18 protein-coding genes are annotated in these 18,439 nt (G+C 42.0%); 3 read left to right on the top strand and 15 right to left on the bottom strand.

What is annotated here, in order from left to right:
• Positions 1-94: 94 nt before the first annotated feature.
• Positions 95-1,165 carry a hydantoinase/oxoprolinase family protein gene (locus ACQY3F_RS06765; RefSeq protein ID WP_428354138.1) on the bottom strand — a complete coding sequence of 357 codons (1,071 nt, stop codon included), beginning with the start codon at positions 1,163-1,165 and terminating at the stop codon, positions 95-97.
• Complete coding sequence (locus ACQY3F_RS06760) at positions 1,155-2,171, bottom strand: ATP-grasp domain-containing protein (RefSeq protein WP_428354137.1); 1,017 nt, start codon at positions 2,169-2,171, stop codon at positions 1,155-1,157. Before ACQY3F_RS06760 ends, ACQY3F_RS06765 begins: the two co-directional genes overlap by 11 nt.
• A gap of 1 nt (position 2,172) precedes the next feature.
• Between ACQY3F_RS06760 and ACQY3F_RS06755 the strand changes: the two genes are divergently transcribed.
• Positions 2,173-2,868: a HisA/HisF-related TIM barrel protein gene (locus tag ACQY3F_RS06755; RefSeq protein ID WP_428354136.1), complete on the top strand. Its 696-nt coding sequence runs from the start codon at positions 2,173-2,175 to the stop codon at positions 2,866-2,868.
• Positions 2,869-2,879: 11 nt separating this feature from the next.
• On the opposite strand, the gene kdsB is transcribed toward ACQY3F_RS06755, so the two are convergent.
• Together kdsB and ACQY3F_RS06745 are read right to left on the bottom strand one after the other, a co-directional pair.
• Complete coding sequence (kdsB, locus tag ACQY3F_RS06750; protein ID WP_428354135.1) at positions 2,880-3,644, bottom strand: 3-deoxy-manno-octulosonate cytidylyltransferase; 765 nt, start codon at positions 3,642-3,644, stop codon at positions 2,880-2,882.
• Complete coding sequence (locus ACQY3F_RS06745) at positions 3,644-3,829, bottom strand: Trm112 family protein (RefSeq protein WP_428354134.1); 186 nt, start codon at positions 3,827-3,829, stop codon at positions 3,644-3,646. Before ACQY3F_RS06745 ends, kdsB begins: the two co-directional genes overlap by 1 nt.
• A gap of 146 nt (positions 3,830-3,975) precedes the next feature.
• On the opposite strand from ACQY3F_RS06745, the gene rpoH reads away from it, so the two are divergent.
• Entirely contained in the window at positions 3,976-4,833 is an 858-nt protein-coding gene (rpoH, locus tag ACQY3F_RS06740; protein WP_428354133.1) for an RNA polymerase sigma factor RpoH, read from the top strand.
• 74 nt (positions 4,834-4,907) lie between these two features.
• Here rpoH and ACQY3F_RS06735 read toward each other — a convergent pair whose 3' ends face one another.
• The 7 genes from ACQY3F_RS06735 to adk form a co-directional block, all read right to left on the bottom strand.
• Positions 4,908-7,403: a FimV/HubP family polar landmark protein gene (locus tag ACQY3F_RS06735; RefSeq protein ID WP_428354132.1), complete on the bottom strand. Its 2,496-nt coding sequence runs from the start codon at positions 7,401-7,403 to the stop codon at positions 4,908-4,910.
• 73 nt (positions 7,404-7,476) lie between these two features.
• Entirely contained in the window at positions 7,477-8,499 is a 1,023-nt protein-coding gene (locus ACQY3F_RS06730) for an aspartate-semialdehyde dehydrogenase (protein WP_428354131.1), read from the bottom strand.
• Entirely contained in the window at positions 8,499-9,587 is a 1,089-nt protein-coding gene (gene leuB, locus ACQY3F_RS06725) for a 3-isopropylmalate dehydrogenase (RefSeq protein WP_428354130.1), read from the bottom strand. Before leuB ends, ACQY3F_RS06730 begins: the two co-directional genes overlap by 1 nt.
• Positions 9,588-9,616: 29 nt before the next feature.
• Positions 9,617-10,249 carry a 3-isopropylmalate dehydratase small subunit gene (leuD, locus tag ACQY3F_RS06720; protein ID WP_428354129.1) on the bottom strand — a complete coding sequence of 211 codons (633 nt, stop codon included), beginning with the start codon at positions 10,247-10,249 and terminating at the stop codon, positions 9,617-9,619.
• Between the two features lie 11 nt (positions 10,250-10,260).
• On the bottom strand, positions 10,261-11,667 hold the full coding sequence (gene leuC / locus ACQY3F_RS06715; RefSeq protein ID WP_428354128.1) for a 3-isopropylmalate dehydratase large subunit: 1,407 nt from the start codon (positions 11,665-11,667) through the stop codon (positions 10,261-10,263).
• Positions 11,668-11,692: 25 nt separating this feature from the next.
• Positions 11,693-12,748, bottom strand: a complete 1,056-nt coding sequence (gene lpxD, locus ACQY3F_RS06710) for a UDP-3-O-(3-hydroxymyristoyl)glucosamine N-acyltransferase (RefSeq protein WP_428354127.1) — start codon at positions 12,746-12,748, stop codon at positions 11,693-11,695.
• Positions 12,749-12,763: 15 nt separating this feature from the next.
• A complete protein-coding gene (adk, locus tag ACQY3F_RS06705; protein WP_428354126.1) occupies positions 12,764-13,408 on the bottom strand; it encodes an adenylate kinase in 645 nt (214 codons plus the stop codon).
• Positions 13,409-13,759: 351 nt separating this feature from the next.
• On the opposite strand from adk, the gene ACQY3F_RS06700 reads away from it, so the two are divergent.
• Entirely contained in the window at positions 13,760-14,221 is a 462-nt protein-coding gene (locus ACQY3F_RS06700; protein ID WP_428354125.1) for a CBS domain-containing protein, read from the top strand.
• Between the two features lie 59 nt (positions 14,222-14,280).
• Here the strand turns inward: ACQY3F_RS06700 and lysS are convergent, their stop codons facing one another.
• The 4 genes from lysS to ACQY3F_RS06680 all read right to left on the bottom strand — a co-directional run bounded on the left by lysS (position 14,281) and on the right by ACQY3F_RS06680 (position 18,176).
• The gene (gene lysS / locus ACQY3F_RS06695) at positions 14,281-15,780 is read right to left on the bottom strand and encodes a lysine--tRNA ligase (protein ID WP_428354124.1); all 1,500 of its coding nucleotides are present in this window, start codon (positions 15,778-15,780) and stop codon (positions 14,281-14,283) included.
• 81 nt (positions 15,781-15,861) lie between these two features.
• A protein-coding gene (gene prfB, locus ACQY3F_RS06690; protein WP_428354123.1) for a peptide chain release factor 2 occupies positions 15,862-16,960 on the bottom strand; the annotation gives its coding sequence in 2 pieces (ribosomal slippage) (positions 15,862-16,884 and positions 16,886-16,960; 1,098 coding nt in all).
• Between the two features lie 104 nt (positions 16,961-17,064).
• The gene (locus ACQY3F_RS06685) at positions 17,065-17,385 is read right to left on the bottom strand and encodes a non-heme iron oxygenase ferredoxin subunit (protein ID WP_428354122.1); all 321 of its coding nucleotides are present in this window, start codon (positions 17,383-17,385) and stop codon (positions 17,065-17,067) included.
• Between the two features lie 20 nt (positions 17,386-17,405).
• Positions 17,406-18,176 carry a class I SAM-dependent methyltransferase gene (locus ACQY3F_RS06680; RefSeq protein ID WP_428354121.1) on the bottom strand — a complete coding sequence of 257 codons (771 nt, stop codon included), beginning with the start codon at positions 18,174-18,176 and terminating at the stop codon, positions 17,406-17,408.
• Positions 18,177-18,439: the final 263 nt, after the last annotated feature.

The following is an 18,439-nucleotide window of genomic DNA, read 5'->3' as shown; positions in this document are numbered from 1 at the left end:
AAATTAAAGGAATTGCATAGGGGGGATGGATTAACTTTAACTTCTCTTTTTAGATAGCTAGCATATAAAGAATCTTTTTATTAATCTGACGATTTTAGCAAATATTGCTAATACAAGCATCTTCTATAGCTAAATAAGCGACCGCTACTGCGGGTGCGCAATCTGCAATTTGCATTGCGCTTGTTTGCTCTGGTGCCTGGAATAATGAATCAAAATCCACATAAGCAAGACCCAACCTTTTCGCAATTTCTTTAGCTAAAAAGCGCCCTACTCCTGCTCCAATTAACTGCTTGATATTGCCAGGTTTAGCACGCAGTATTTGTGTTTCACAGGCAGTCAATATTCTGCAAAGTTGCTGTTCGCGAATGCTATAAGCCAACTGCTGCCATTGCGCCAGAGGAAAATCTTCTGCGTCGCAACCAATCATCCTTGCTAAGCGCCGCGCACTCGCCAATTCTGTTTTCGCTTGCCCATCTGCTGTTTCATTCTGGTCATGTTGTTCATTAAGTTCTTTAGTCAGTCGATAGATATCAGCCATGCTGGCAAAATATTCACTCATTACGCCCACTTCTTTGCCTGCAAAACGCACCGACTGGGAAACCGCCATAACTGCGGTTCTAACAATACCTGTATACACTAACTCACCAGAACCCAGGCGTTGAAAATCAGTATAGCCTAGAACATCTGCATGCTGATTCTGGAATATCAATATATCGGTTGTAGTACTGCCTATATCGATAAACAAGCCCTGATTTAACTGACTGGCAACATAAGAGGCACTGGCAAGCCAGTTAGCCGAAGCAATATTATCAATATCTTGTGCAGAAATATTTAGCCCAGCAATAAAGCCCTGTCGTCCAGCATAAACCAGCAGTGTTTGCTGCCCTAGTACTCGCTGGCTAAGCGCAATAATTTCAGTCACCCCTTCTGCGCGACTAGAAAATAGATCCACTAATTCACCGGACATGGTAATCACATGCTGTACTGTTTGCTTTGGTATTTGCAGAAGAATATCTGTCAGCGCTTTTTCCAATTTATCCAGGCCTTGCCACAAATGACATGGCTCTTGATAAACCGCTACTACCTCACCCGCGCTATTAAGCCAGGCTGCTTTCAGATGTGCACCGCCTATATCCCAGCCGATAACATCTGTCTTAGTGCGCATAATTATTTTCCGCAGTGATGCTGACGTGTACTTGTTGATTTCTGCTAATATTTAGTACCGGTGCTTGAATGGGTAAATTTAACACCAGTTCAGCTACGTTAATCCCCAGCGCGGCTTTAATACCCGCATATGAAGTCGTCAGGCGTGGATTTATTTCTAGAATTAACACTTCACCAGTGTCAGTTTCAATGAAATCTATGCCTGCATAGCCAAATAACTGCGGCATTGCCTTTGCTATCTGTTCACACAACTTGTGATATTTGTGCCTATTCTGGTTCGCTATATTCACGGTACAGGCAGATAATACAAACTGCTGTTGCTCAACAACAAGATGTTGTTGATTGCAGCAAAGAAAATACGCTTGCCCCTGATAAAACAAGCAAGATAGACTAAGTGATTTACCCGGTATAAAGGGCTGAACAATATAAGATTTATCAGCTTGTAGTCGGGGCAATACGCATTTCCAATCCTGTTGTGTCTGCAAAAAATAAACCTGATCACAACCCACTGAATCATTCACCTTAATGACCCAGCTCCCGTGTCTGTATCCGGTTAAATTATCGTATGAACTAGTGGGTACGCAAGCTATCCCGGCATTTTGCAAAAGCGTAGATGTCGCCAATTTATCCTGACATAGTCCTACCGCTTGTTGCCCCGATGTATAGAGTTTTTTTCCTTGCTGATTAAAGAACTGACACCAAAAGGCCAGAACCCCATCAGTTTCAGGGGCGATTAAATAGACAGCATCATATTCGACCTGCCCGCTTAATAAGGCTTGCAAGTCCATTTGCTGAGAAATAATAATAGTTTGCCAGGCTGCTTTGAGCTCAACATCATTCTGATCAAGCCTTGCATCTTGCAAAACCAATACTTCCAGGTTTTCAATGCAGCCTAAGTCATCCAGTAGAGCCTTGCGCATCAAATGCCCTTCCTGTAATAATGATGCCGGCAATGGCTGATTGATAAAGCCCCCACCCGTAATAAATTCAAAAACCAATAAACGCATTATGCAAATTATTCCTGTTATCGATATTAAGTCAGGTCTGGTGGTACTAGCCCAGCAAGGACAGAGAAATCGCTATCAACCGCTCTCAACGCTACTATGCCAATCTAGCCAAATAGACGATGTCATTAATGCTTATTTAAACCTCTATGCATTCAGCCATTTCTATATTGCGGACCTTGATGCCTTAATGCAAACAGGTAATAATCATGGCTTAATTAATCTGCTGTTTAGCCGCTACCCTAATTTGAGTTTTATCATTGATAATGGCTCAGCCAAGCCGGTTTATACACCACTTAATACAGATCAATTAATACCCGTTATTGCTACCGAATCAATTACCGAACAAGACTTGTCGATACTAAAACAACAAACGGATAACTTTATCCTGTCGCTAGACTTTTCAGCCGGGGATACTCAAATGGGTGAACAACGAATATATCAATTTTCCAATTTATGGCCAGATCGAATTATTCTTATGACGTTGGGATTAGTCGGGAAAAATAGTGGCCCAGATCTTGTGAAATTAGCTCACTATCATAAAAACTATCCGCAGCATCAATTTATTGCTGCCGGAGGGATTCGCCATGTCGAAGATTTGTTACAGCTGAAAAAGATGGGGATTGAAACTGCCCTGGTTGCCAGTGCACTACATAATGGGAAGCTGAGCTGTGATGATATTCGTCAACTAGAAGCATAATTCCCAGTCCGTTATTGCAACATGCGTTGCTCTACCCTGAATAAATCCTCTTCAGTATCAACGCCCGCTTCTGGTGCTGTATCGACTTCTGCAACTAAGATTTTTTCGCCTTCCCAGAGAATTCTTAATTGCTCTAGCATCTCAACCTTTTCCAGTGCCGAGGTCTCCCACCCTACATAGCGCTGTAAAAAACCCACGCGATATGCATACATGCCTATGTGCCTTAAATAGCTATTCTTCCTCAGTGAGACCTCATCTAAAGCTTGAAATCCATCGCGATCCCAGGGAATGGCAGCACGGCTAAAATAAAGTGCATATTGATTTTTATCAACCACAACTTTAACCGCATGCGGATTAAATACTTCTTCTGCATGAACGATTTCTGCCGCTAAAGTCGCAATCTCGGCTGTCTTTTGTTGCGCTAAAGAGTTAGCTGCCAAAGCGATATATTCAGCTGGAATAAGCGGTTCATCACCTTGCAAATTGACGATAATTGCTTCTTTATTCCATTTATATATGTCGGCTACTTCAGCTAATCTTTCTGTGCCGCTCTCATGGGCATCACTGGTCATTACAGCTTCAAAACCGTAGTTTTTGACTACCTGTAAAATCCTTGCATCATCGGTAGCAACAACTATCTGCTCAGCTCCCGCTTCTCGTGCACGATCGCAGACGTGTAAGACCATCGCTTTATTGGCAATTTTTATTAACGGTTTTCCTTGCAGTCTGGAAGATCCATATCTGGCAGGAATAACGACCTTAAACTCACACACCATTATAATTTGTCGACTTCTTCATTACTTAAAGTTCTCGCTTCATCTTCCAGCATCACCGGTATATCATCTCGAACCGGAAAAGCCAGACGGTCTGCTTTACAAATAAGTTCCTGAGCACCCTTGTCGTAAATTAACGGACTTTTACAAATCGGGCAGGCTAGAATTTCTAATAATTTATTGTCCATTACATTCTCAAAGTATTTTATTAATTGCGGTATTTTACGCTAGTTTACTGAGTTTTTATGAAACTCTTCACAAATAATTTATTTTTATTAGCACTCTTGCATATTGAGTGCTAAAATCAGGTCATGTTTAATTATAGGAGTCTTACATGCCTAATTCATTAGCCTTACCAATTATTTTAACTGCTAAGAACTTTGATTCTTACCTCAACGTAGTTGGTCAAACTAATAAATTAAATGCTGAAGAAGAACGCGAACTTGCTATGCTCTACCGAGATCATGAGGATCTTGAAGCTGCGAAGCAACTTGTTATGGCAAATTTACGCTTTGTTGCCCATGTAGCACGTGGCTACAATGGCTATGGCTTACCTATGAACGATATTGTTCAGGAAGGTAATATTGGTCTTATGAAAGCAGTGAAGCGATTTGACCCCGATGTTGGAGTGCGTCTGGTCTCTTTTGCGGTGCATTGGATCCGCGCTGAAATCCATGAATATGTCATTAAAAACTGGCGTATCGTTAAAGTTGCCACGACCAAGTCACAACGCAAGATATTTTTCAACTTAAGAAAATCCAAGAAAAAGCTAGGCTGGTTATCTAAGGACGAAGCTGAAGCCATTGCTAGTAATCTGAATGTAGACCTTAAAACCGTTTATGAAATGGAAACTCGTCTTGACGGCAGAGATATGGCACTAGACTTGCCTGAATCGAGTAGCCATGAAGAGTCATACACTGCGCCTATTTCTTATTTGCAGCAGCAGAATGCGGACCCCGCCTTATTACTGGAAAATGCTGACTGGCAAGGACATAAAGAAAAGCTGTTAACAAATGCCTTGCAAGGTCTTGATGAACGTAGCCAGGATATCGTAGCGAGTCGCTGGCTTACAGAAAAAAAGATGACCCTGCATCAATTGGCCGAGCGTTATAATGTTTCTGCTGAACGCATCAGACAGTTAGAAAAAAATGCCATGAAGAAATTAAAAGGGGCAGTTAGTATCGCCGCATAGTTTTTTCTATAAACAAAAAAAGCCCCTTTATAGACAGGCTATAAAGGGGCTTTTTTATGCTGTACAGATTTTATTTAACTCAAAAGATTTATAATCGCCTGAGCTTCTAATTTTTGCGCATCACTGCCCTGCTCCAATACTTCTTGCGCGATCGTTCTGGCTGCATCCAAATCACCCATATCGATATAGGCTTTAGCCAAATCAATTTTGGTTTCAAGTTCATCCATATCGGTTAAATCTGAAACTTCTGAATCTATTTTATCCGTTTTAACTGGGCTTGTAGTCTCTGGTTTCTGCAATTCTGGAATATCATCAAAATCAAAATCAAATTGAAAATCATCATTTTCTGCTGAACTGGCAGTACTCGCCTCTTCAGAAGCAGCCATAGCAGCCCCCATTGCATCACTATTAAAATCAAAGGTTTCCAGATCATCTAGCAACTTTTCATCATGCGCATCAGTTGGTTCGAACTTGCTTAAATCAAAATCCAAATTTTCGATATCATGAGCTATATTTGGCTTAGCGGCATTGCCCGTAATATCCTGACCTTTAGTTTCCTCTATGGGCCTAGAGGTCAAACTAGTATCTAAATCAGGACCGCTTGATTGAGTAATCTCAGAACCCATTTTAGACATCACTTCTGTCACTGATTTTACGTCATCGGGAGCAATGCTGGTTGCTGCATTCAAGTAATCATCACTAGCCACATCAGTGGCTTCAAAAGTTGCCTCACTCTCTCTGTTACCCCTGCTGAATAAAGCAGAATCTGGAATAATTTCACTACCCATCTCAGAAACCTTGACCCAAAAATTAATATCAGTCTGTTTCCCGGCTGTCGCTAATTCGCTCGCATACTGCTCAAAATCGGTTTCATTTTCACTTGCATAAAAAACTTCCAGCAGCTTCAATTTATATTCATCTTTCTCTGGACTATCTGCAATAGCTTGACGCATCAACTCTTCAGCTTGTTGATATCGGCCATAAGCAAGATAAACATCGGCTTCCGAACTTGGGTCAACTTCAGCTTGATCTGTTTCAAATATATCAAAATCACCTGGAGTAAATTCACTTAAAAACGAACTTTCTCCTATTGTCCCCCCATCGTAAGGTGCTTTATTATCTATGACAGGAACTGAAATTTTATCTCCAGACTTAGTAGCTGTTTGCTCATGTGCAGCAGAAAACATGCTGATTTCATTTATCTCTTCTTCTACTCTCCGCTTGCGTCCTAATAACCAGCCAAACCCAAGTAAAACAGCAATTCCAGAGCCTAAATAATAGTAATTTAAACCAGAATTATTCTCTGGCTGTTGTTTATCTGCTTCAGCTTGTTTAGTATCCGGAGTATTTTTTTCTGTCACTTGTTGCTTATCAGTAAGCTGCTCAGGTAGAGATCCGACAGGCTGGGAGGCTTGCGTATTATCCTGCTGCTCAAGCTTATTAGCATCAACATTATTCTCTTGACTTAAAGGCCTAACAGCCAGCGGATCCTTTGCTAGTTGCTGGTTTTGCATCGCCGCAAGCTGCTGATCTTTAATTGCCATCATTTCCTGCACGATCGCAAATTGCTTTTCCAGATTAGCGAGCCTTTCCTGTAATTGCTGATTTTCAGATGTTAACTTTTCAGTTTCATTGCTATTATTTGCTAAAGCTACTGACTCAGAGAGAGCCTCTTCGCTTGGAGGAATCAGAGTTAATTTACTGCTATCGGAAGCTATTTCGGGAGCTTCAGTGCGCGACTCAGGTTTAACTGATACAGGTTTTGGCTGTACTACTACGGGGTCAGCAACTGCCTTACCTTCCCAGATAGCCATTTGCCTATAAAACTGTTGCCGCGCCTGCTGTTTTGAAAGTTTTAAAATATCGACTCTAGCAGGAATCTTTAAAGATTTCCCCTGCATCAAAGCATTGACATTTTGCTTATAAAAAGCGCCTGGATTGGCTTTATATAACGCCATCATCATCTGTTCTACAGAGATATCAGCATGTTGATTTACTTTTTCGGCAACTTTCCACAGTGAGTCGTTTCTATTGGTAGGGCCGTACTCTCCAGGTATTGCTAAGCTACTAAAGTTATTTTGTATCTGGGCGACAGGTTCTCTAACTAGGACGGGCTTTTTTTTTGCGCGAGTAACGGGGGGGGCTACAACAGGAGCTGGAATGCTTTGTTGTTGATAGACAACAGGCGGATCAACTAAAACAGTAAATTCTTTATACAATTCACCATTAGGCCAACTGACTTCGACTAAAAAGTCCAGAATAGGTTCTTGCAAAACCTGATCAGAAGTCATTTTAATCACTATTTTCCCATTGGGTTTCACCATGGGCTTGAATTTAACTTTAGAAATAAAATAATTCCAGGAGATACCTAACTTATCAAATTGATCTGTCGTTGCAAGGTTCACCTTTATATCATCAATATGCTCACCAGGACTTAGAGAAAGAGCTATTTCGGCGTTTAATTTTTGATTTAAAGCTGAGTATAATTTTATGTCTCCAATACCCAGAGAATGAGCTGTTAAAGGCGCTAAAAATGACACCGCCGCTATGGTTTTAGTCAGTTTATTCACAACACTCTCTCCAAGCTACATATTTATCCACTACCGAACCCCGAATACTATTTAATATACCAACAATTCTAGACTAGATGTAATTTTTTACTAGCTCTTCCGCAATTTGCACGCTGTTCAAAGCCGCTCCTTTACGTACATTATCAGCCACAACCCATAAATCAATTCCATTTGGGTGTGAAATATCTTCTCTGATACGTCCGACAAACACATCATCATTACCTGATGACTCTGTAACAGCCGTTGGATAACCCCCGTCTACTCTCTCATCCATCACGGTAATTCCAGGTGACGCAGCTAAAATTTCGCGTACTTTTTCGACACTGATTTTAGTACGCGTTTCTATATGAATTGCTTCAGAATGGCCATAAAAAACTGGGACACGTACTGCCGTAGGGTTCACTAAAATACTATCATCAGCCATAATTTTTTGCGTCTCCCACACCATTTTCATTTCTTCCTTGGTATAACCATTGTCCATAAACACATCTATTTGCGGCAATACATTAAACGCTATTTGCTTAGGGTATACTTTTGTTTCAATCGGCTTTCCATTTAATAATTGCGCCGTCTGACTGACAACTTCTTCAATCGCTTCTTTACCCGAACCGGAAACCGCCTGATAGGTACATACATTAATGCGCTCGATACCCACTGCATCATAGATAGGCTTTAATGCAACCAGCATTTGAATCGTTGAACAATTGGGGTTCGCGATAATACCGCGCACGGTATGCTGAGCAATACTTTCGGGGTTTACTTCAGGAATAACCAGAGGAATATCATCGTCATAGCGAAACTGTGAAGTATTATCAATTACGATACAACCCGCCGCTGCTGCTTTAGGCGCATACTCTGCTGACAAAGAAGCTCCTGCAGAAAATAAACCGATATCTGCTTTGGAAAAATCAAACTCTGCTAAATCCTGAACCCTAAGCGTGCTTCCATTAAAAGGAATTCGCTTTCCTGCCGAGCGCTCGCTTGCTAAAGCATACACATTATCAACCGGAAATTTTCTTTGTTCCAGAATGCCAATCATAGCTTCGCCGACCGCACCAGTCGCACCGACTATTGCTACATTATATTTTTTACTCATTACTTAGACCTAATTTGTAAGGCTTTAACGACTGTATCACCCATTTCTGAGGTACCCACTTTTTTCATTCCAGCTGAATAAATATCTGCTGTCCGCACATTTGTATTCAAAGCATCATTAACCGCTAATTCAATACGTTCCGCAGTTGCACCCAGATTAAAGGTATATCTCAGCATCATTGCAGCAGACAAGATAGTCGCCAAAGGGTTGGCAATTCCTTGTCCGGCAATATCCGGGGCAGAACCGTGGATAGGCTCATACATGCCCTTAGCGTTTATATCCAGCGAGGCAGATGGCAACATCCCAATTGAACCCGTTAGCATAGAGGCTGTATCGGATAAAATATCACCAAACATATTTGTTGTAACCAGCACATCAAACTGTTTAGGTGCACGTACTAATTGCATGGAAGCATTATCGACATACATATGACTCAACTCTACATCAGGGTACTCTTTGCCAACCTCTGTCACGACTTCACGCCAAAGTTCAGTGCATTCCAACACATTTGCCTTATCCACTGAGCATAAGCGGCGATCGCGTTTTTGCGCTATTTTAAAAGCAGAATGAGCAATACGTCGAATTTCTGATTCACTATAAACCAGCGTGTTATAGCCTTGCTTCTCACCATTCTCCAGCTCCCTGATGCCACGTGGCTGACCGAAATAAATCCCGCCCGTTAATTCACGCACTATCATTATATCCAGACCTGACACGACTTCATATTTCAATGATGAAGCATCCGCAAGTTGCGGATATAAAATAGCCGGACGCAAATTTGAAAACAGTTGTAGTTCAGAACGCAAGCCTAATAAACCTTTCTCAGGACGTACAGCAATATCCAGCGACTCCCATTGATAGCCACCTACAGCGCCTAATAAAATAGCATCGGCCTGTTGCACCAGGCTTACTGTATCAGCAGGAAAAGGGGTTCCAGTTGCATCATACGCAGCACCCCCGATTAAACCTTGCTCAAACTCCAGACCCAGGTCCATATCCGTATTTAAGTATGCCAATACTTTTATCGCTTCAGCGATAATTTCAGGTCCTATTCCATCACCTGGTAATACTGCAATTTTGTGTGTCATTTACGCAAAAACCTATTTCTTTTTCTTAGTTATACAAATAGCCAAGGCGCGCGTTTTGCACGCTCTATTTCGTAGGCTTTGATTTTGTCAGTTTGTAACAAAGTTAATGCAATATCATCTAGACCATTAAATAAACGATACTTTCTGCTGCCATCAATTTGAAAACCAAAGACCTGTCCCGTAGGCGTAGTCACTGATTGTGTATCGAGGTCAATACTTAATTGATAACCCGCCTGGACTTCAATAAATAACTGGTCTACCTGTTGAGCAGCTAACATAATTGGCAAAATGCCATTTTTAAAACAGTTATTATAAAAAATATCTGCAAAACTGGGGGCTATAATCGCACGAAAACCGAAGTCTTCCAGAGCCCATGGCGCATGCTCGCGTGAAGACCCGCAACCAAAATTCTCACGGGTTAATAATATTTCTGTGCCTTGATAGTCAGGATTATTTAAAATAAAGTCCTGTTTTAAAGGTCGTTGACTACAATCCATTTCTGGCTCGCCCATATCCTGATAACGCCATTCATCAAATAAATAGGGACCAAAACCCGCGCGGTGAATGGATTTTAAAAATTGCTTTGGAATAATCGCATCAGTATCTATATTTGCCCTATCCAAAGGCAGTACCGTTGCCTTTAATTTTTTAAATGCTTGCATTAATCTTTTCCTTACGCCCAGTCTCTTACATCAACAAAATGTCCTGCAATTCCAGCAGCTGCAGCCATCGCCGGACTGACTAAATGTGTACGCCCGCCATAACCCTGTCGGCCTTCAAAATTGCGATTCGACGTTGAAGCACAACGCTCTCCTGCTTCCAGCTTATCTGCATTCATCGCTAAACACATGGAACATCCAGGTTCACGCCACTCAAAACCCGCAGAAGTAAAAATTTTATCCAGGCCTTCTTCTTCAGCTTGCTGTTTAATCAAACCGGAGCCTGGAACAACCAGCGCCAAGATAACATTTTCTGCACGTTGCTTACCCTCAACCACACTCGCAGCAGCGCGTAAATCTTCAATTCTTGAGTTGGTACAAGAGCCAATAAAAACCTTATCAATGACGATATCTGTCATTGCCTGCTCTGCTTTTAGCCCCATGTATTGCAGTGCATTCTGTATACCCTGCTGCTTTACCGCATCAAATTCATCCACTGGATTTGGAACCTTAGCATCGATTGCAACCACCATCTCAGGGGAAGTACCCCAGGTCACTTGTGGCTTAATCGAACTGGCTTCTATTTCAACAACTTTATCAAATCTAGCACCAGGGTCTGAATGTAGCTTTTGCCACATTCTTTGTGCCATATACCATTGGTTACCTTTAGGCGCATAAGGTCTACCCTGGTAATAATCGATAGTGACATCATCCACTGCAATAAGACCGGTTCGCGCACCGGCTTCTATAGCCATATTACACACCGTCATGCGGCCTTCCATGGATAAGTTAGTTATCGCTGTACCTGCAAATTCGATAGCATAACCCGTGCCTCCCGCCGTACCAATTTCACCAATAATCGCCAGAACAATATCTTTAGCAGTAATGCCTGTGCCTACCTGGCCATTCACCTTAATCAGGAAGTTCTTTGATTTTTTCTGGGTCAAACACTGGGTTGCTAAAGCATGCTCCACTTCAGAGGTGCCTATACCAAAGGCAAGTGCGCCTGAAGCACCATGCGTTGAAGTATGTGAATCACCACAGACAACAGTCATGCCGGGTAATGTTGCGCCCTGCTCCGGACCCACCACATGCACAATGCCTTGGCGTAAATCAGACATATCAAATTCGGTAATCCCAAATTCGGCACAGTTATTTTCCAGTGTTTGAACTTGCAAGCGTGAAATAGGGTCAGCAATACCCACACTTCTATCCGTTGTCGGTACATTATGATCTGCAACAGCTAAGTTACGCGTAGTACGCCAGGGCTTACGACCAGCTAACCTTAAGCCCTCGAAAGCCTGTGGCGAAGTTACTTCGTGTATCAATTGCCTATCTATGTAAATAAGCGAGGAACCATCATCTTCCGTGGAGACAACATGATCATCCCACAGTTTGTCATATAAAGTTTTTGCTGCCATTTCTATCTGTACCGTTTTATTATTATTATTTTGAAAGTTTTGCCACTTGCTTTTCTAATCTCCTTAAGCGCGTCCACACTTCACTTAAACGCTGAAAAATGGCTATATTTTTGGTGTATTTTTTAAAAGGTTGCGCAGGCCCATAAGCATAAATACCTGACTCTTTAATACTGCTATGCACACCTGCCCTGTGTAATAGCATAGTGTCATCAGGGATATGCACATGATCCAGAACTCCTGTCTGTCCTGAGGCAATAACCCGTTTACCAAAATGACTAGAACCAGCAATTCCTGTCTGAGCAACGAGTATGCAATCTTCTTCAATAATGACATTATGTGCCAAATGGCATTGTGCATCGATAATGCAGCCATCGTGTATTTTTGTTTCAGTATAGGTTGCCCGATCGATAGTCGTAACCGAACCTATAACAACCTTATTACCAATCACCACGCGACCTGTTTGCGGGATACGGTGATGATGAAAGTGCTCATCTTGCGCAAAACCCTGACCGTCACTGCCAATCACACAAGCTGCCTTTAAAATACAGTCATCACCAATAAGGCATCCATAAGAAACCACACAACTCGGGTAAATAACGGTACGAGCACCAATCACAACATCAAATTCGATGACTGTATTTGCCATAATAACCACAGCAGAACCCAGCTGCACGTCTTTGCCAATAACAACCCCCGGACCGATAACGGCATTGTCTGGCACTATTACTGACTCATGAATAACTGCCGTGGCATGAATACGCCCCCATTCGGAGTGGTATACATCACGATCCACATATTTCTGACGTATATACGCCATAGCCATACGCACATTTGGCGCAAGTAAAATTGCAGTATTTTCTAATTCTATTTTTTCTGCTATCGCTTGTGTCGTAACAATAGTCGCAACGCCCGCTGGTAGCAGAGCCGCTAGATATTTCTCATGTTCAACAAAAACCAGATCACCAGACCCGGCTGCTTCCGCTGGAACGATGCCTGTGACGCGAGTATCAGCGCCTATATGAGCAGTAATTAAGCCTTGTTGTTTAAAATCCTGATAAATTTCCGAACTTAAAATATCCACTACAGCTCCTTAGTCTTATGCCAGTGCGCTATGAACTCTGGCAGTAATATCTGTGACAGCACCGACACCTGCAACTGTTGCAAACTGTACTTTTTCTTGATCAGCCATAGTAAGATAAAACCCCACTAAAGGCTTGGTTTGCTGATGATAGACATCTAAGCGTTTTTTTACCGTCGCTTCCTTGTCATCATCCCTTTGAATTAAGGGCTCACCTGTCAAATCATCTTTTCCTGTTGTTTTCGGCGGGTTGTATTCGATATGGTAGGTACGCCCCGACTCCAGATGTACGCGCCTTCCGGCCATACGTTTGATAATTTCCTCATCATCCACAGCAATTTCTATCACATGATCAATCTCTACGCCCATGGCTAACAAACCTTCAGCCTGCGCAATAGTGCGCGGAAAACCATCTAATAAGAAACCATTGACACAATCTGCTTGAGTAATTCTATCTTTAATCAAGCCTAAAATAATATCATCAGAGACTAAACCACCTTCATCCATAATTTTTTTAGCTGCTTTACCGAGCTGTGTACCCTCTCTGACCGCCGCACGCAACATATCTCCGGTTGAAATTTGCGGAATAGCATGTTTTTCAGTGATAAATTGTGCTTGTGTGCCTTTCCCAGAACCTGGACTACCTAAAAGAATAACGCGCATTTTTGACTCCGTTAGCTACCGCTAAAAACATTAAACTTAAACACCGACTTTGACTGGTGTTTTTTAAGCTTTTCAAATTAACATAACCATTTATTTTATAACATTCGATGATATAACTCTTGTAAAATTATGCATAACTGCATATTCTGTGCGCTTAACCCTAGAAAAATCAGTTGCTCACGGTTTCTAGCACAAGTTATTGATTCCACCGCACTTCCAAAAAATGTCCGCTTAACCTGTGGGTGAAGCTATTTTTTTGAAAGTATTACATTAATTCAATAGCTTGCACTATAAATTCGCGCTCAACTAATTTTTCTAGGTTAATAATAATTATAAAGGAGAGATAAACACATGCGTGTTGAAGATTTAATGACCCAGAAAGTATTTACAGTAGAACCGCAAGACATGATAGACCGCGTCTTCTTCCTGATACATTACGAAAAAGTGCGTCATTTACCTGTCGTAGAAAAAGGCAAAGTAGTCGGTATCGTGTCTGATAGAGACCTGTACAAGGCACTGGGGCCAAAAAGTAATTCCAAATCGATTGCTGCAGAAGGGACTACAGAGTTACACGTACTGCCCAAAAAAGTAACCCATATAATGCATCGTGGGGTTATTACCGTTCACCCTGATACTTATGCATCAAAAGCTGCTGCCCTGATGGCAGAAAAAAGAATCGGCGCATTACCTGTCGTCGACAATAAAAATAAGCTGGTTGGCATACTATCAGCGACCGATATACTAACCGTATTCTCGAAAATTGAGCATGCCAGTGAAAAACGCGCGGAACAAATCGCTGCCAACGCACACTAAAGCGTTAGGGTAAAAAGCCTCTGTAGAGGTTTTTTACCCACAGCTTAAACGATATTTATTTACGTTTTGGGGCGCATATGCGGGAATAACAAAACATCCCGAATAGAAGGAGCATCAGTAAATAACATCACCAGACGATCAATACCTATCCCTTCCCCTGCAGTTGGTGGCATACCATGCTCCAGAGCAGTTATATAATCTGCATCAAAATGCATCGCCTCATCATCACCCGCTTCTTTTTCCTGCACCTGTTGCATAAATCGCTCCGCCTGGTCTTCAGAATCATTTAACTCGGTAAAACCATTAGCAATTTCCCGGCCACCGACAAAGAATTCAAATCGATCGGTGACATGCGGGTCATCATCGTTTCTGCGCGCCAAAGGCGACACCTCTACTGGATAAGCGGTAATAAAGGTAGGATTCATTAAACGACTTTCCACTGTTTTCTCAAAAATCTCGATCTGCACCTTTCCTAAACCATAGCCTTCTTTAACCGGTATACCTAGTTTTTTAGCTACTGTTACTGCTGCTTCACGGTTATCTATGTCCGCAGGGCTTAAATCAGGATTAAAATGTAAAATGGAATCAAACACTGTCATACGATCAAAAGGTTTACCAAAATCGTAATCTTCACCCTGGTAAGTAATCACCGCCTGTCCAACAACATCCTCTGCCAGGCCTTTTAACATGGCTTCGGTTAAATCCATTAACTCACCATATTCAGCATACGCCTGATAAAATTCCAGCATAGTAAATTCAGGATTGTGTCGAGTTGACAAACCTTCATTACGGAAATTTCGGTTAATTTCAAAGACTCTTTCAAAGCCACCAACAACCAGGCGCTTTAAATATAGCTCAGGCGCTACCCGCAGATACATACCTATGTCTAGAGCATTATGAAAGGTCTCAAAAGGACGCGCAGTTGCTCCACCCGGGATCGTCTGCATCATGGGTGTTTCGACTTCAAGAAATTGTCTTTCAATTAAAAACTGGCGTATATAGGCAACAATTTTTGAACGCATCAAAAAAGTATTGCGCGATTCTTCGCTCATAATCAAATCCAGATAACGCTGCCTGTATTTAATTTCCTGATCGGCAATACCGTGAAACTTCTCTGGTAATGGGCGTAAAGCTTTAGTTAATAAGCGTATATTATCGATCTTGACACTCAGCTCACCCACCTTAGTTTTAAAAAGAACCCCTTCGGCACCAACGATATCGCCAATATCCCACTTTTTGAATTGCTCGTTATAAAAGCCTTCAGGCAAGGTATCGCGAGTCACATAAAGCTGAATTTTTCCTGACATATCCTGGATATGTGCAAAACTGGCTTTACCCATAATACGTCGCGTCATCAGCCGCCCAGCTAATTTAACACGCACTGGATCAGCTTCTAATTCTTCTTTGCTTTTGGCATCATATTCAGCGATCAGCTCACCGGCAACAACATTACGGCGAAAATCAGTAGGGAAGGCAATCGCACCATTTTCACGTAATGCATCCAGTTTAGCCCGGCGTTGTTTAATCTGCTCTTGTTCTTCGTGTTCTAATTCTGACATTATTTACTTTAAAATTAATTATGTTGTAGTGTGGGCGATAAATTGGCTTTACTCGTTACGAAAAACCAGTTTCAATGATGCTTACAAACCGCTCTTCAAACTGGCTTCGATAAACTGATCTAGGTCACCATCTAATACTGCTTGCGTGTTACCCGTTTCGACATTGGTACGTAAATCCTTAATGCGCGACTGGTCTAATACATAAGATCGAATCTGGCTACCCCAGCCTATATCAGATTTATTATCTTCCACTGCTTGCTGCGATTCGGAACGCTTGCGTAACTCCAGTTCATAAAGCCTGGATTTTAGTTGCTTCATTGCCGACTCTTTGTTTTTATGTTGCGAGCGATCGTTCTGACATTGCGCCACGGTATTCGTAGGGATATGAGTAATACGCACGGCTGACTCGGTTTTATTAACATGCTGACCACCCGCACCACTGGCACGATACACATCAATACGTAAATCGGCAGGGTTAATATCGATTTCTATATCATCATCAATCTCCGGCGCAACAAATACTGATGCAAACGATGTATGACGGCGACTACCTGAATCAAAAGGCGACTTTCTCACCAGACGATGCACTCCCGTTTCAGTGCGTAACCAGCCAAAAGCATAATCACCTTCGAATTTTATGGTCGCACTTTTAATCCCGGCGACTTCGCCTCGCGATTCTTCAATCAACTCGGTTTTAAAGCCTTTACGTTCACCCCAGCGCAAATACATGCGTTCGATCATTGCCGCCCAATCCTGAGCTTCTGTACCTCCTGAACCTGATTGTATGTCCAGAAACGCGTGATTAGCGTCCATTTCACCGGAAAACATGCGCCGAAATTCCAGACCTGCTACCTGCTCTTCAAAAACCGCTATCTCTGCCACAACAGTATCGACTGTTTCTTCATCTGCTTCGGCTACGGCCATTTCGAGTAATTCAGCAGCATCATTTAGACCTACTTCCAGTTGGGAAATAGTATTCACGACTGTTTCTAATTGCCCTCTTTCTTTACCCAAAGCCTGTGCCTGCTGTGGGTTATTCCATATTTCGGGGCTTTCCAGTTCGCGTAAAACCTCTACTAATCGCTCACTTTTTACATCATAGTCAAAGATACCCCCTGAGAGTATCCGTACGATGCTGTAAATCATTTATTTTATTGTTAATCGGGTTTATTTCTTGCATAGAATTTATTTTTTACTGAGACATTCCGGCTTTTAAAATGTGGGATATTATATACTATTTCTCCCCTGGGGCCTGGATAATACGCCCATTCTATTAACTCCAGGCTAATCCCAGCGTGAGTCCTTTACCATTAAACGGCCCCCTTCAACCTTCACCGTTAAACTGGCTATATCTTCATAAGCTGGTGCAGATTTCACTTCGCCTGTTCTAATGCAAAACCTGGCTCCATGCCGTGGACAGATGATTTCATCACCATCAAACTCGCCACTGGCAATTTCAGCCCCATCATGCGTACAAACATCTTCCAGAGCATAGAAGCCATCTTCTAATTTAAAAATAGCGACATCAACACCATCCACATCAACTACCAAATGTTCGCCTACTGCCAGTGCATTTTCTGCTACTACATCAACCCATTCAGACATTTTTTCCTCGTATTAGTTTTTCAGGTGCCCTTCATATAGACATCGTATCTAAGCAATTTACTCTTAAAACTTTGCGCTGGCTTGCCCCCCAAAGGTTGGGCATAATCTGGGCTTTTGACCACCACTTTTTTTGCCGTCGCTTGTAATGCAGTGACAAATAATTCTTCTTTATCTAAATCAGCGCCCAATAATTCGCGCAAGATCAGCATGGATTTTTTGGGTAGAGCTGATTTTTTACGTTTAGCGGGAAACATCGGATCAATGTAGATACAATCAGGTGCATTATCTAGTTGCCCTAATATTTCTATCGCATTTCCAGGTAAAAGTTTTGGAGCAGACAAAGCTAATCTTGTTACCCAATCTACTTGCTCTAAACGCTGAAAAGCATCGTGAAGTAATTCTAGCATCACCGGCGAGCGCTCTATACAAGTAAGCTCATATCCCATACGAAATATATGCAGGCTATCTTGTGCCCAGCCGGTAGTTGCATCGACTACCGTTCTGGTTTTCCTACCGATGGCCTGAGCTAAAGCGCCTTCTTTTGGCGCAGGCCAGGATCGTTGCTCACCTTGCCTAGGCTCAATGTCGACCATTAAACCCCCCTTTTTAAGCAGCTCTTTATCCAGCAGTTTCAAACAGCCATCACGCCAACTTAAAAAAAAATCTTCTGGGGTTTTATTATCTACAGAATGATACAGAGGAACAGATAAACGCAAAGACAAAGCTTGAGAAAGTTCTAAATCAGAGTTCTCATTATGTAAAACAGCCAACTTATCGATATAGTTTTGCATAAGGCACCTGGAAACACACATCATTCATCCTTGCTGGTCTGATTGTCCGTCATCAGTCCTGTAGCAATAGTTACGTAGCCAGCTATGCGCCTATTGCTACAGCACCGATGACAAACAAAAATTCTGCCCAAATATTGGACGATTATTTATTTTCAGGTACCTAATAAGTACCCAAGCATAATTAATCCAACATTTTACTTGTCTTTTTTCTAATTTTCAGCGTTGCATAAATAGTTGCGTAGCCTGCTATGCGCCCATTTATG

Source organism: Methyloprofundus sp. (assembly GCF_965251085.1).
Lineage (GTDB): Bacteria > Pseudomonadota > Gammaproteobacteria > Methylococcales > Methylomonadaceae > Methyloprofundus.
Note: the sequence above shows the minus strand (reverse complement) of the source record. Positions and strands in the feature narration are given on the sequence as shown.